The organism is Corynebacterium sp. 1103A (genome assembly GCF_055700955.1).
Genome location: NZ_JASTTF010000012.1, coordinates 66,075 through 79,137, shown reverse-complemented (window position 1 = coordinate 79,137; position 13,063 = coordinate 66,075). Strand labels below are relative to the sequence as shown.

Annotated in this window: 13 protein-coding genes; 5 read left to right on the top strand and 8 right to left on the bottom strand. The window is 64.3% G+C overall.

Features of this window, described 5'->3' with window-relative positions:
* Nucleotides 1–295: 295 nt before the first annotated feature.
* From QQS52_RS09180 to QQS52_RS09170, 3 genes are read right to left on the bottom strand one after another with little or no spacing between them, the layout of a single operon-like run.
* Nucleotides 296–1,309, bottom strand: coding sequence for a hypothetical protein (locus tag QQS52_RS09180; RefSeq protein ID WP_472773574.1), 1,014 nt, complete (start codon nt 1,307–1,309; stop codon nt 296–298).
* Complete coding sequence (locus QQS52_RS09175; protein ID WP_472773573.1) at nt 1,302–2,120, bottom strand: ATP-binding cassette domain-containing protein; 819 nt, start codon at nt 2,118–2,120, stop codon at nt 1,302–1,304. Before QQS52_RS09175 ends, QQS52_RS09180 begins: the two co-directional genes overlap by 8 nt.
* 27 nt (nt 2,121–2,147) lie before the next feature.
* Nucleotides 2,148–2,522, bottom strand: coding sequence for a GntR family transcriptional regulator (locus QQS52_RS09170; RefSeq protein WP_070768812.1), 375 nt, complete (start codon nt 2,520–2,522; stop codon nt 2,148–2,150).
* A gap of 250 nt (nt 2,523–2,772) precedes the next feature.
* Here QQS52_RS09170 and QQS52_RS09165 point away from each other — a divergent pair, with 250 nt between their 5' ends.
* On the top strand, nt 2,773–3,936 hold the full coding sequence (locus QQS52_RS09165; protein WP_472773572.1) for an NYN domain-containing protein: 1,164 nt from the start codon (nt 2,773–2,775) through the stop codon (nt 3,934–3,936).
* A gap of 13 nt (nt 3,937–3,949) precedes the next feature.
* On the opposite strand, the gene QQS52_RS09160 is transcribed toward QQS52_RS09165, so the two are convergent.
* Both QQS52_RS09160 and trxA read right to left on the bottom strand, forming a co-directional pair.
* Nucleotides 3,950–4,771: a PspA/IM30 family protein gene (locus QQS52_RS09160; protein WP_472773571.1), complete on the bottom strand. Its 822-nt coding sequence runs from the start codon at nt 4,769–4,771 to the stop codon at nt 3,950–3,952.
* A gap of 102 nt (nt 4,772–4,873) precedes the next feature.
* Nucleotides 4,874–5,257, bottom strand: a complete 384-nt coding sequence (gene trxA, locus QQS52_RS09155; RefSeq protein WP_070768799.1) for a thioredoxin — start codon at nt 5,255–5,257, stop codon at nt 4,874–4,876.
* A gap of 182 nt (nt 5,258–5,439) precedes the next feature.
* Between trxA and QQS52_RS09150 the strand changes: the two genes are divergently transcribed.
* The 4 genes from QQS52_RS09150 (at nt 5,440) to QQS52_RS09135 (ending at nt 9,942) form a co-directional block, all read left to right on the top strand.
* A complete protein-coding gene (locus QQS52_RS09150) occupies nt 5,440–5,640 on the top strand; it encodes a heavy-metal-associated domain-containing protein (RefSeq protein WP_472773570.1) in 201 nt (66 codons plus the stop codon).
* Complete coding sequence (locus tag QQS52_RS09145; RefSeq protein ID WP_472773569.1) at nt 5,641–7,926, top strand: heavy metal translocating P-type ATPase; 2,286 nt, start codon at nt 5,641–5,643, stop codon at nt 7,924–7,926. It begins immediately after the preceding gene.
* A 74-nt stretch (nt 7,927–8,000) separates the two neighbouring features.
* On the top strand, nt 8,001–9,341 hold the full coding sequence (locus tag QQS52_RS09140; protein ID WP_472773568.1) for an MFS transporter: 1,341 nt from the start codon (nt 8,001–8,003) through the stop codon (nt 9,339–9,341).
* Between the two features lie 58 nt (nt 9,342–9,399).
* Nucleotides 9,400–9,942 (top strand): VanZ family protein, encoded by a 543-nt coding sequence (locus QQS52_RS09135; protein WP_472773567.1) that lies wholly within the window; start codon nt 9,400–9,402, stop codon nt 9,940–9,942.
* Here QQS52_RS09135 and dnaB read toward each other — a convergent pair.
* From dnaB to QQS52_RS09120, 3 genes are all read right to left on the bottom strand, one after another.
* Entirely contained in the window at nt 9,909–11,366 is a 1,458-nt protein-coding gene (gene dnaB / locus QQS52_RS09130; RefSeq protein ID WP_472773566.1) for a replicative DNA helicase, read from the bottom strand. The genes QQS52_RS09135 and dnaB overlap by 34 nt on opposite strands.
* A 183-nt stretch (nt 11,367–11,549) precedes the next feature.
* On the bottom strand, nt 11,550–12,050 hold the full coding sequence (locus tag QQS52_RS09125) for a hypothetical protein (RefSeq protein WP_472773565.1): 501 nt from the start codon (nt 12,048–12,050) through the stop codon (nt 11,550–11,552).
* 33 nt (nt 12,051–12,083) lie between these two features.
* Nucleotides 12,084–13,052: a universal stress protein gene (locus QQS52_RS09120; protein ID WP_296206599.1), complete on the bottom strand. Its 969-nt coding sequence runs from the start codon at nt 13,050–13,052 to the stop codon at nt 12,084–12,086.
* Between the last annotated feature and the right edge of the window lie 11 nt (nt 13,053–13,063).

Genomic DNA, 13,063 nt, shown 5'->3' with positions numbered 1-13,063 from the left:
TCAATGACACCCCAACTGAAAGCGCCATCCGGCACACACCAACACAACCATCCACACAAATGCAAAAAGTACATTGGTACACTATTGAGTTCTCAAACATCACTGCCACCCAAACGAACACACACAGAAAGTACGTGCTCATTTAAGAGCTTTGAAAGGATCTTGTCAGGGCCTGTTTTCCTACCGCCTCTCTGCCTTGGACTCCGTCTCAAGGAGGGGCGCTGTCGGTCGCGCTGACCCACATGAATTTACACACCGGCATTACATTCCACAAATCGCCTGGTAGGCAAGCTTTTTAACTGATTTTTTCGAGGCCCAGTTTGCGCACCATTCCGCCGCCTAGGCTCGCACTGCCGGCAGAGACCCGAAACAGGCCCCAAGCGATTAGGTAGGCCAGAAGCGGGAAGCCGAGCAGCGCCATTCCCCATCCGGGGAACTTCACCCAGGCGCTAATGCTTATGGCGAGCATGACAAGGACCGCGGCGAACGACCACCAGTTCTTTTTGGAGATGAGCTCTAGTGTGACAGCAATGGGCGCAATCCAGAAAGCCACAAAGACCACCTGCCAGATATCGCCGTATCCGAAGAGAAAGCCCAGGGCTCCCAACAACAACGCGCAGACGACGCTCAACCAGCCGGTCAGCCACGCGGCATTTGCCCACGCCCGGCGGGTTCCACCGAAGACGAGGTTGTCTCGCCAGGTCTGACGGACGGTATCCATCACGAGTGGGATGAGAAAACCCGCAAGCAACGTTGTCACGGCGATATATCCCTGGTTTAACCAGTTCCAAAAGTAGTCGACGATGCCGAGAACGATTGCAACTAGGACCACTGCTGCCCATGCGCCTAGCCAGCTGCGAACCAGGGGTCGGTAAACAATCTGTGCCGCCGGCGTCGGCGGGAAAATCCCATTGTCGGTCCGTCCGTCTGTCTTCGGTAGACGTTCCGACAGGGACTTGCGTTCCGGTTCGCCCGGCCTGAACCAGATCAACGCCACAACCGCGACGGTCGGCAGGGCAATCCACCACTGGGCGACCAACGCTGAGATGGCAGCCGGCAGCAGAAATAACCCGGCGTGGACCTTGCGCAGCTTCTTCCACTCGCGGGCAGGCAGGCCCAACAACTGGAACGGCGCGAATTCGGGGGCCGTAAGCCACGCCGACACCGCGATAACGGCACTAACGAGCGCTGCTTCCCACGTCTTCGCGTCCGGAAGCAGGGCTGCTCCCCACACCGAGAAGAAGACTCCGTAAGCGACGAGTTTCCACTTCGTACTGATGGCCCAAAGAAGCCGGAAACGGTTAGGCATTGTGCTCGCCTCCCACCTGGGCCAGGGCCGCCACGGCGCGGGCGAGTGTGACTTCGCTCGCGCGCAGCCCGAGCTCCCGGGCCTGTTCGAAGACGGCGTCGGTGAGGTTCGGGCGGGCATCGACAAGCGCCTTGGAACCGAGCTTTCCTTCGTGGCGCTCTAGGACGGGCACGTCCAAGCGCGACAGGGCCCGGTCGAGCTGTTCCGGATTGCCGGTGAGCTCGAGTACGCCTTCCAAGATCCCCTCGACCCGGCCCGTAACCGGGTTCTCGCCCATCAGGGAGACGGTATCCAAGTAGGCAGCCAAGTCGTCGAGGTGGTGGGTGGAGACGATGATGGTGCGGCCATGCTCTTCCTGCAGGATCTCGTAGAAGACCTCCTGGTTGCGCGCATCGAGGCCCAGGTAGGGCTCGTCGAGAAGCATGTTCTCGCAGCCCGAGGCCACCGCGAAGACGATGCCGAGGGCCGACTTCTGGCCGCGCGACAGGTTCGCGTAATTCGTGCTCGGCAGGTCAAAGCGCGCACTCAGCTCTTCGGCACGGTGCGCATCCCAGGTGTGCCAGCGAGCTTTACCGATGGTCATGAGCTTGCGCGTATTCCACCCGTCGATGAGCGGGGTGTCTATCCCCATGAGGATGGTCTTGTCCAGCACGGCCGGGTTGTCGAAGGGCGTTTGCCCGTCCACCCGCACGCCCGCGGAGGGGAGGTGGCCTGCGATCCGGCGCAGCAACGTGGTCTTGCCAATGCCGTTGCGGCCCACCAAGCCATGGGTTAGGCCGGGTTCGAAGCTGAACTCGGAGGTCGTAATCATCGTGGTACTCCTTTGGGTTCTGCGGGTCTAGTGGTAGAGGCCGCGGCTTTCGGCCACGCGCACGATGAGGTCGAGAAGACCCTCGCGGTCGTAGCCGAGCCGCACCGCCTCATCAATGAGCGGGGCAACATACTCCGCGGCGAAGTCCCCGCGGCGTCGCTTGCGAATGAGTTCGGTTGCTCCGTCCGCCACGAACATGCCGATCCCGCGGTGCTTTTCTAGGATCCCGAGATCAACCAGCACGGTCAGGCCCTTGCGGGCGGTGGCCGGGTTGATGTTGTGGAAAGCGGCCAGCTCGTTGGTCGAGGGCGCTTGCGCGCCTTCCGCCAGCGTGCCGTCCACGATGGAATCCTCGACCAATGTGGCGATCTGCCGGAACAAAGGTTGGGTCGCGTTATCCATGTCCACCTCAGGATCTGTCGTATTTTCGTTGTTGAAGGTTGGTTAGTTAGTCGGTTAGTTACTCACATGACTAACCTATATCAAAGCGCCCGTTTTCCACAACCCCTGGGGCAAAATTCTGGCGCTAACTTCCAGATTCCACGCCTCCACCTGCAGTTTTGAAAAAGGAGATCGACGTTAGCACGTGAATGAGGCAGACTGGGAGGTACCGAAATTTAGTTAGAACAAAGAGAAACGGATTTTAGGAGCCATGCTTGAACGCACAGTTGTATTCGTCGACACCTCGTATTTGTTGGCTAGCTTTTACAACTCCTGGGAAATTGGAGCTCGCGCGCAGCTAGAAATCGACCTCCCCGAGGTGGTATCCACCCTCGGGTCCATGATTGAAAACCAGATTGGCAACCCCGTCCACCGCCAAAACTGGTACGACGGCATCCCGGACACCGGCCCCCACCGCTACCAGCGCGCGCTGCGCACCTGCGACGGCGTGCAGCTGCGGACGGGCCAGCTCATCGAGTGGGGCGAACGTCGTACACAAAAGGCCGTCGACACCCGCTTGGTAGCCGACATGGTCATCGCCGGTTACGGGCGCCAGTTCACGGATTTCGTGTTGGTCTCCGGCGACGCGGACATGATCCCCGGTGTCCAGGAGGCAACGGAAAACGGCGTGCGCGTCCACCTCTACGGATTCGGGTGGGACTCTATGTCCTCCGCCCTGCGCCACGCCTGCGACTCGACCACCATACTGGACCCGCGCGAAGACTTCGCCGACGCAATGGAGCTGCAGGTTCTCGAGGGCCCGCTACCGCCCGCCGTCCGGGATACCAGCTCGACCGAGGACACCGCTGATCCTTATGCCGAGGACGCAGACGCCACCCCGGAGCAGGCCGACGCACCGCTGCCACCGGAGGAAGATTCCCGGGTCGAAAAGGAGCTCGGCGGCGACGCGGCGACACCGCAGCCGGAAGCCAAACCGGAGCAGTCCCAGGCACCGGCCGCCGCCCCCAAGCCAGGCGCCCCGAAGCCCGGGGACCAGCTGCCGGCCAACCAGAAGGCCGAGAACAAGAAGCCGGCCCCGAAGCCGTCCATGATGGCGCCGCGGCGGAAACTGCGCTCCCGCTACGTGCCGCTCCCGGAGGAGGTATGGACCTCCGCCGGCTTCCAGACCCCGTTCGACGTGGGCCAGCAGTACGCGTCGTGGTGGTTCGACAATGCCGCCAACACGGAGCAGCGCGACCAGGCCCACCTGCTTTCGGGCGGCGGGCTTCCCCCAGAAATCGATCGCCCGCTGCTGCAGTTCGCGTGCGAAACGCTGCACGAATACACGTTGAGTGAAAGCCAGCGCGTCAATCTGCGCGATGGCTTCCACTCGGGGATTCGCGGCGTCCTCATCAACATCCGCCGCGATAACTAGCGGCCGCTAGGGCTTAGCCCTTCGCGGAGTCAGTGGACTCTGCGGACTCGGCGTCGCCCTTTTCACCGGATTCCAGCTCGGCGGCGGTATCCGCGCCGGACTCCACCTGCTTGTCGCTGTTCATCGACGCGCGGATCTCGTCCAAGCGGGCGGCCGCCTTCATATCCGTGCCGCTCGCGGCGATTTCCTGCATGTGGGCACCGGCGGAGTCCTGGTAGAGCTCCTGCGCGCCAAGGGCGTCGGTGTAGCGCTTTTCAATCTTGGCCCGCACCGAATCCAGGGTCGGGGTGTCCCCATCCGGGGCCAGCTCATTCATGGAGTTTAGCGCCTCGGAGTTCTTTTCCTGCATCTCTGCCTGGTCGGCCTGGGCCATTAGCTGGTCCACCTGAGCCAGCTGCTCCTTCAGGCGGGCGGCGGACTCCTTCTGCTGGCGCTGCGCCTGCCCCGCGGCCTGCTCTGCAGCCGCGTGCTGGGTCTTCAGGTTCTCCAGCTCGTTTTCGGCGGAGACCAGCTGGGAGGCCAGGACCTCAGCGGCGTCGTTGTACTCCTGCGCCTTCTGGCTATCGCCTTCCGCGGTAGCCTTGTCCGCCAGCTCCAGCGCGCGCTTGGTCTGGTTCTGGTATTCTTCCCGGGTCGTGACTAGGCGGTTCAGCTGCATTTCCAGCTTGTTGCGATTGCCGATGATCTCCGCGGCCTGGTCGGAGATCTCCTGGTGCTGCTTCTTGGCACCCTCGACGGCCTGCTGGATCTGGACCTTAGGATCAGCGTTCTCATCGATCTTCTGATCGAAGGAACTCATCAGGTACTTCCAGCCCTTGCTGAACGGATTAGCCATAGCTTTTAAGTCAACTCCTCGGGTACATCGAGCATAAAAAATCGCTTTCTCGCAAGTTTAGCGTTACTCGCGGGAAAGCGTGGGGCGAAAGCTGCGAAAGCCCTAGTTGTTCTCGGCGTCTGCCTGGGCGTTCTGCTCCGCAACCTGCTTGCGGACTTCGTCCATGTCCAGGCCCTTGACCTGCTCAATCAGGTCCTCCAAGGCGGCCGGCGGCAGGGCGCCTGCCTCGCGGAAGACCATGATGGAATCACGGAAGATCATCAGGGTCGGGATAGACTGGATCTGCAGGGCGGCAGCCAGGCCCTGGTTGGCCTCGGTGTCCAGCTTGGCGAAGGTGAGATCGGTGTGCTTTTCCGAAGCCTCCTCGTAAATCGGGGCAAAGCGCTTGCACGGGCCGCACCAATCGGCCCAGGCGTCTACGAGGACGATGCCCTCTTCGGTAACGGTCTTCTCAAAGCTATCTTCGGTCACATCGATGGTCGCCATCTATAACGTTCTCCTCAATTTCGCGATACGGGTACGTTGGCCACAACGGTACCGGACGCGCCTTTATTCCGTTTCTTCCGGTGTGATCTCTGCCGAGCCGATCCTGGGAAAACCCACTCTTGCCAGATACCCCATGGGGGTATAGCATGAGGGAGAGAAAGTACCCGAGGAAAGGAGCCACCATGGCTACCAAGAACTACACCGTCGAAGGCATGACCTGCGGGCACTGCGAGCTCTCCGTCCAGGAAGAGGTCAGCGAGATTGCCGGCGTGACCGAGGCCAACGCCGATCACACCACCGGCACGCTCACCGTCACGGGTGACGACTTCAGCGACGAGCAGGTCGCCGCCGCCGTGACCGAGGCCGGATACCAGGTGAAGTAAATGACCGCCCCCGATCTTGCCCGCTCCGCTGATACCGCCCACCTAGACCTAGGCGTCACGGGGATGACCTGTACCTCCTGCTCCTCGCGGGTGCAGCGCAAGCTCAACAAGGTCGGGGGCGTCGACGCCCAGGTCAATTTCGCCACGGAGACCGCCACTATCGATTTCGACCCGGAGCTGTCCACGCCGCAGTCGCTCATCGACGTCGTCCGGGCCGCCGGCTACGACGCCTTCGATCTCTCCGACGCCGGGAACAACAGCTCCGGTGGCGCGGCGGGTGATTCCCCCACGGACGCGCTGTCCGCGGCCCGCGACGACGAGGCCCGGCAGCTGGCCCGCCGGACTATCTGGGCAGCGGTGCTGTCCGCGCCCGTCATGGTCGTCTCCATGGTGCCGGCCTGGCAGTTTCTGCACTGGCAATGGGCCGCCGCCATCCTGGCCACGGTGGTCTACGTGGTCGGCGGCGCCCCCTTCCACACCGCCGCCTGGGCGAACCTCAAGCACGGCGCGTTCACCATGGACACGCTCATCTCCTTGGGCACCTCCGCGGCCTATTTCTGGTCGCTGTACGTCATGTTCTTCGGCAACGCCGGCATGCCCGGCATGACCATGCACATGACGTTTAGCTCCAACCAAGCCGAGATGGACCACATTTACTTCGAGTCGGTGGGCATGGTCATCACCTTCCTGCTACTGGGCCGCTGGTTCGAGACCCGCGCCAAGGGCCAATCCTCCGCGGCCCTCAACGAGCTGCTGACCCTCGGGGCAAAAGACGCCACGGTCCTGTGCGACGGCAAGGAGGTGCGCGTGCCGATCGAGGAGCTGGCCGAGGGCGATATCTTCGTCGTCCGGCCCGGCGAGAAGATCGCCACCGACGGCGTGGTCATCGCGGGCAATTCCGCGATCGACGAATCCATGCTCACGGGCGAGCCCCTGCCCGTCGAGGTCACTGAGGGCTCGGCAGTCACCGGGGCGACCATCAACTCCTCCGGGCGCTTGGAGGTCAAGGCCACGCGCGTCGGCAAGGACACGACCCTGCAGCAGATGGCCGAGCTGGTCACCGCCGCCCAAGCCTCCAAGGCGCCGGTGCAGCGGCTGGTCGACCGCATCGCGCAGGTTTTCGTCCCCGTGGTGCTGGCTATCTCCGTGCTGACCCTCGTGGTCCACCTCTTCTTCGGCGGCGTGGCGGCGGCCTTCGTCGCCGCGGTCTCCGTGCTCATCATCGCCTGCCCCTGCGCCATGGGCCTGGCCACCCCCACCGCCATGCTGGTGGGCACCGGGCGTGGCGCCCAGCTGGGCCTGCTCATTAAGGGCCCGGAGATCCTGGAGTCGACCAAGCAGGTCGACACCATCGTGCTGGACAAGACCGGCACCGTCACCGAGGGCGCCATGCGGGTGGCCCAGGTCTTCAACGCCGACGGCTCCGCCAGCCAGGCGGAGGTCCTCGGCTTGGCCGCCGCCGTGGAGGCCGGCTCTGAGCACCCCATCGCCCGCGCGATCTGCGCCGCCGCCGAGGACGATTCGGCGGTCCCGACTGCTACCGACTGCGCCACCGTGGCCGGGCAGGGCGCGCAGGCCCAGGTCGACGGCCACACCATCCGCGTCGGTCGCCCGGTCGCGCAGCTTTCCGATGCCCGCCGGCTGGCCACCGCCTTCGCCCGGGCGGAGGAAGCCGGCGGCACCGCCGTGGTCGTGACTCGCGACGAGGAGGCGATCGGGGTCATCGACGTGCGCGACACCGTCAAGGACACCTCCGCGGAGGCCATCGCGCAGCTGCGTCAGCTGGATCTGCGCCCGCACCTGCTTACCGGTGACAACGAAGGCGCGGCCCGGGCCGTGGCCGCGCAGGTCGGCATCGATAGCGCGGACGTGACCGCGGGTGTCATGCCGGAAGACAAAGTGGCGGTTATCCGCCGGCTGCAGGAAGGCGGGCACAACGTGGCGATGGTCGGCGACGGGATCAACGACGCCGCCGCCCTGGCGCAGGCCGACCTGGGCCTGGCCATGGGCGCAGGCACGGACGTGGCCATCGAGGCTTCCGACATCACCCTGATGAACAGCGACCTGCGCGCCGCGGTGGATGCGATCCGTCTGTCGCGCCGCACGCTGTGCACCATCCAGGGGAACCTGTTCTGGGCGTTCGCCTACAACGTCGTGCTCATCCCCGTGGCCGCCTTCGGCCTTCTCAACCCGCTCTTCGCCGGGCTGGCGATGGCGCTAAGCTCCGTCTTCGTGGTCAGCAATTCCCTGCGGCTGCGCGGTTTTAAGAGCACTATACGGGGCTAGGAGAAGAAAACGACGCTGGGCAGACGCATAAAACCTTGGCTCAGCGCGGTGTCACGGCCTACAGTTAGGTTTCCATGACCCCTATCACTCCTGCTTCCCCCACCCGCAACCAACGCCTAGACCGCCTGCCGGTGACCCCCAAACACCGGCGGTTCATCGTTGGTTCCGGGCTCGGCTGGGCGCTCGACGCGATGGACGTCGGGCTGATTTCCTTCATCATGGCCGCACTGGCCCTGCACTGGGACCTGAGCAGCACGCAGACCTCCTGGCTGGCCTCGGCCGGCTTTATCGGCATGGCCATCGGTGCCTCCGTCGGCGGGCTTCTCGCAGACAAGCTGGGCCGCCGCCAGGTCTTCGCCGCCACCCTGCTCGTCTACGGTCTGGCCACGGGCGCCTCCGCCATGGCAACGGGGCTGGCGATGCTCATCGTCTTGCGCTTCATCATCGGCTTGGGGCTGGGCGCCGAGCTGCCCGTGGCCTCCACGCTCGTCTCGGAGTTTTCGCCGCGGCGCATCCGCGGCCGGCTGGTGGTAATCCTCGAAGCTTTCTGGGCGCTGGGTTGGATCGCCGCCGCCGTAATCGGCACCTTCGTCGTCGGCGCCTCCGACTCCGGCTGGCGCTGGGCCCTTTTCATCGGCATGGTCCCCGCCGCCTACGCCGCCTACGTGCGCCTGGGACTCCCGGAATCCGTGCGTTTCCTGGAGGACCGCGGCCGCCACTCGGAGGCCGAAGAGATCGTCCGCTCCTTCGAAGACTCCGCCGAAAAATCCGGCGTCACCCTAGAATCCGCGCCGCCCGCCGCGGTGGAAACGGCCCCGGCAGATGAGAAGGAGTCCCTGTTCTCGCCGCGCCTTCGCCGGCGCACCGCGGCCTTCTGGACCGTGTGGTTCTGCGTCAACCTGTCCTACTACGGCGCGTTCATCTGGATCCCCTCCCTTCTCGTGGCCGACGGTTTCGGCCTGGTGAAGTCCTTCAGCTTCACGCTGATTATCACCTTGGCGCAGCTGCCCGGTTACGCCGCGGCCGCCTGGGTCATTGAGGTCTGGGGGCGGCGGGCCACCCTCACCGTCTTCCTGGTGGGCTCCGCGCTTGCCGCCGGGCTCTACGGCTGGGCCAGCACGGAGGTGCTCATCATCCTCGCCGGCTGCCTGCTGTCGTTTTTCAACCTGGGCGCCTGGGGTGCTCTCTACGCCATCGGCCCGGAGCTCTACCCCACCCGCCTACGCGGTCGCGGCACGGGGGCGGCCGCCGGATTCGGCCGGCTGGCCTCCATCGCCGCCCCGCTTATCGTGCCACCCATCGTGGCCGCGGCCGGCGCCCCCTGGCTCTTTGTCCTTTTCGCTGTTTCCTTCGCCATAGCCGCCGCGGCAGCCTGGGCCTTGCCGGAACAGGCGAACAAGGAACTAGCCAACTAGCCGCCGCCACCGTCCACGCCGCCCAGACTAGCCGGCGCTATGTGCTTTAATGGCTTTCATGCGTACCTGGCTGTCTCTGCTGTGCTACCTCACTGTGATGGTGGCCATCACCACCCTGAAGCCCTTCTACCAGATCGGCTATCTCTGGGACCCGGCGCGCCAGCGGGTACGGGAACTACACTTGGTCCCCTTCGACGAATTCGCCGGCTTCACCTGGTTTGCCCCGCTTTTTGAGTACGCCGGCAACACGGCCTTCTTCGTCCCCTTCGGGGTGCTGGCCTTCATCCTGGTACCCAGCGTGCGCAAGGTCACCGCCTGCGGCTTCGCGGTGAGCCTGGCCGTCGAGGTGGTCCAGTACCTGGGCGCGCTGGGGCGCACCGACATCGATGATTTGTTGTTTAACACCTTGGGGGCGCTAGTAGGCGCGCTGATCGCGCGCGCCTGCGGCCGTAGGGCCTACCCCGTCTGGCGGGGGCTCTCCTTCGCCCTGACCGCAGTTTTCGTCGCGCTCGTGGCACTGGGCCCGCGCCTGGGCGACGCGGACAAGGTCGTCGACCTGGCAGGCGCCTACCCGTGCCCCATGTTGACAAACCGGGAGTAGTGCAGCTGGTGGGCGACGCCGACGTCGCCGATGGGGCCGCCACGGTGCTTGGCCAGGATGATGTCGGCCTCGCCGGCGCGCTCGTTGTCGCGGTCCTGGGAGTCCGGGCGGTAGAGCAGCATGACCATATCCGCGTCCTGCTCAAGGGAGCCGGACTCACGCAGGTCGGCCAGCTGCGGGCGCTTGTCGGTACGGGCCTCCGGGCCACGGTTCAGCTGGGAGATGGCGATGACGGGCACTTCCAGCTCCTTGGCCAGAAGCTTCAGGGAGCGGGAGAACTCACTAACCTCTTGCTGGCGGGACTCGACCTTCTTGCCCGAGGACATCAGCTGCAGGTAGTCCAGCACGATAAGATCCAGGCCGTGCTGCTGCTTGAGGCGGCGGGCCTTAGTGCGGATTTCCATCATCGTCAGGTTCGGCGAGTCATCGATAAACAGCGGCGCGTCCTGGATGCGGTTCAGGGTGTCATTGATCTTGGTCCAGTCATCGCCGCTGACGTTGCCACCGCGCATGTCCGACAGCTTGACCTCGGACTCGGCGGAGAGCAAGCGCATGACGATTTCGGACGCGGACATCTCCAGAGAGAAGATGACGGACGTGCGGCCGTGGGCCAGGGAGGCTGAGCGCATGAAGTCCATGGCCAGCGTCGACTTACCGACGCCCGGGCGGGCCGCGATGATGATCATCTGCCCGGCGCGCAGGCCGTGGGTGAGCTTGTCCAGGTCGTAGAAACCGGTCGGCACGCCGGTTTCCTGGCCGCCGTTTTGCAGCTCCGTGAGCTCATCAATGGTGGGCGTAATCAGATCGCCCAGGACGTGGTAGTCCTCTGCGGTCTTCTTCTGCGCGACCGCGAAGACCTGCTGCTGGGCGCTGTCCAGCAGCCCCTCCAGCTCCTGGTCCTCGGTGCCCTCGAAGCCGAGCTCCACCACGCGGGTGCCGGCGTCCACCAGGCGGCGTAGCACCGCCTTTTCCGCCACGATCTCGGCGTAGTAGCGTGCGTTAGCGGCGGTCGGCACGCTGGACAGCAGCGTGTGCAGGTACGGCGCGCCGCCGACGCGCTCCAGATCGTGCGAGCGGTCCAGCCGGGAGGCCAGGATGACCGGGTCGATCCGCTTGTTCTCCGAGTACAGGTCCAGCATGGCGTGGTAGATGATGCTGTGCGCCGGGTAGTAGAAATCCTCCGGGTCCAGCTCCTCGATGACCTCGATCAGCGTGCTGGGGTTTAACAGCATGGAGCCTAAAACGCCCTGTTCGGCGTCCTTGTTGGCCGGCGGGTGCCGGTACTCCGCCAGCTGGTTGAATTCCTCCCGGGCGCCGCGCTTGGCCGGACGGGAATAGCTGCGGTAGCCGCCCTCGTCCGGCGGTTCCGGCGGGATATACCCGTCGTCAAAGCTGTCGAAACTCGCGTTCGTCTCAGCCGCCATGGTCGTCTCGCTCCCCTTCACAAAATAGTGTGCGCAGTAATCTCGGTAGTCTCTGTCCTCGCGGTCAACTCAGTTTAACCGCCACCGCAGACACTGGCTCAGGCACTGGCCCCTCCGGTCCTCTGCCTGCTCTTTTCTCAGTCTTCTCCCGGTATCCCTAGTGGGGCATTCTCGGCCCGCCGCCTATATGGTCGCCACGATGACGTACTGGAGGCCGGTAAAGATCCAGATCATGCAGTTGGGGATGAGCACCCACATGACCCCCATCCACGGCCGCCAGCGGATATAGCCGCGGTACTTGCGTACCAGGATGGCCCCGCCGCCCAGCATGCCGAAGACCGGCACCACGAGCACGGCGAAGCCCCAGAAAATCTGCTGGCCGGGGCTGCACAACCAGGTGGCCTCCCCGGCCTCACACAGGGGTCCGCCCATAAGCCGCATGATGATGCCAAGGACGAAGGCCACCGCGAACGAGGCCACAAGCACCGCGCCGACGTACCACAGGGCCTGGCGGCTGGACTGCTCGTTCTTCTGCGCGATGACGGCCGGGTCCGGCTCGTCCGCGAGCTCGTCGAAGTTGAGCGGCTCCGGCCGGGGCACGTTGCTGAAATCGGCGTCCGTCGACAGATCGTTTTCCGGGTGCTCGAAGCCGCGGGAATTATGGGACCGCGAATGATATGACATAGTGGGCCCTAGTTTAGCCCAGCCGCTAGCCGCTTAGTGACCAGCCGGATAGACCAAGACCGGCACGCGCATGTGCGGCAGGAGTTCCGTGGCGGTGGAGCCGATAAATACCCGGGCGATCGGTCCCATCGGGTTAGACCCCATCACCATGAAATCGCCCTTTTTCCACTTCAGGGCATCAACCGCACCGCGCCAGCCGCTGCCGATGCCGATATCGGTGCGCACGTCCAGCTCCGGGTAGCGCTCGATGACCCAGTCGCGGGCAACGTCCAGCAGCGCCAGCGATTGTTCGCGCCACTGGTTGGTCAACTCGTCGGCGACATCGCGGTGATTGTCGAAGGGGGCGTGGATGATACCGGACGGGGAAAAGGCCAGGATACGCAGCGGCACACCCCACTTGTCGGCCATCTCCGCCGCGCGCCCCAACGCCGGATCGTCCTTCTGCCCGTCTTCTTCGGTGAAGGCGAAATTCACTCGGGTCACCCCGTGCTTGGAGAGCTTGACCTGCTTCGGTGCGAGCCCGACCGGCACGGGCGAATAGTGCAGCAGGGTATCTGCGGTGGAGCCGGCCATGAAGCGGCCCTTCGGCGCAGCCTGGTTGGGGCCGAGCAGAATCATGTCCGCCGCGAAATCGTTCGCCGCCTCTGTGATGAGCTGTGGCTTGGACGAGCCGTTAGACAGCCACGAGACCTCGTCGTCCCAGCAGGATTCATCCAGGCCTGCGGCCGCTAGGGCCTTTTCCACCTCGGCGCGGCAGGCCTCGGCTTCCTTGCGGAAGTATTTCTTGTATTTCTTGCCCAGCTTGAACAAAGGCGTGGCCGCCCAAGGCTGCAAAAGAGTAGACAAGACCCGCACCTTAACAGGCATGGTCCGCGCCAACCAGGCGGCAAAATCGATCGCCTCGGTGCCGGAGTAGCTGGGCGTCCACGAGACCAAAATGCGCATGGTCTGCGGCAATTCTGCTACTTCGGCGTGATCGTCAGGGAGGTTGTCTGTGGGCATGAACCTAATTC

Coding starts and splice junctions, on each gene's coding strand:
- QQS52_RS09170 (WP_070768812.1), bottom strand. CDS start 2,522: ATGGATAACGCGACCCAACCTTTGTTCCGGCAGATCGCCACATTGGTC.
- dnaB (WP_472773566.1), bottom strand. CDS start 11,366: ATGGCGGCTGAGACGAACGCGAGTTTCGACAGCTTTGACGACGGGTAT.
- QQS52_RS09120 (WP_296206599.1), bottom strand. CDS start 13,052: ATGCCCACAGACAACCTCCCTGACGATCACGCCGAAGTAGCAGAATTG.
- QQS52_RS09150 (WP_472773570.1), top strand. CDS start 5,440: ATGGCTACCAAGAACTACACCGTCGAAGGCATGACCTGCGGGCACTGC.
- QQS52_RS09135 (WP_472773567.1), top strand. CDS start 9,400: ATGCGTACCTGGCTGTCTCTGCTGTGCTACCTCACTGTGATGGTGGCC.
- QQS52_RS09145 (WP_472773569.1), top strand. CDS start 5,641: ATGACCGCCCCCGATCTTGCCCGCTCCGCTGATACCGCCCACCTAGAC.
- QQS52_RS09165 (WP_472773572.1), top strand. CDS start 2,773: ATGCTTGAACGCACAGTTGTATTCGTCGACACCTCGTATTTGTTGGCT.
- QQS52_RS09180 (WP_472773574.1), bottom strand. CDS start 1,309: ATGCCTAACCGTTTCCGGCTTCTTTGGGCCATCAGTACGAAGTGGAAA.
- QQS52_RS09175 (WP_472773573.1), bottom strand. CDS start 2,120: ATGATTACGACCTCCGAGTTCAGCTTCGAACCCGGCCTAACCCATGGC.
- QQS52_RS09125 (WP_472773565.1), bottom strand. CDS start 12,050: ATGTCATATCATTCGCGGTCCCATAATTCCCGCGGCTTCGAGCACCCG.
- trxA (WP_070768799.1), bottom strand. CDS start 5,257: ATGGCGACCATCGATGTGACCGAAGATAGCTTTGAGAAGACCGTTACC.
- QQS52_RS09160 (WP_472773571.1), bottom strand. CDS start 4,771: ATGGCTAATCCGTTCAGCAAGGGCTGGAAGTACCTGATGAGTTCCTTC.
- QQS52_RS09140 (WP_472773568.1), top strand. CDS start 8,001: ATGACCCCTATCACTCCTGCTTCCCCCACCCGCAACCAACGCCTAGAC.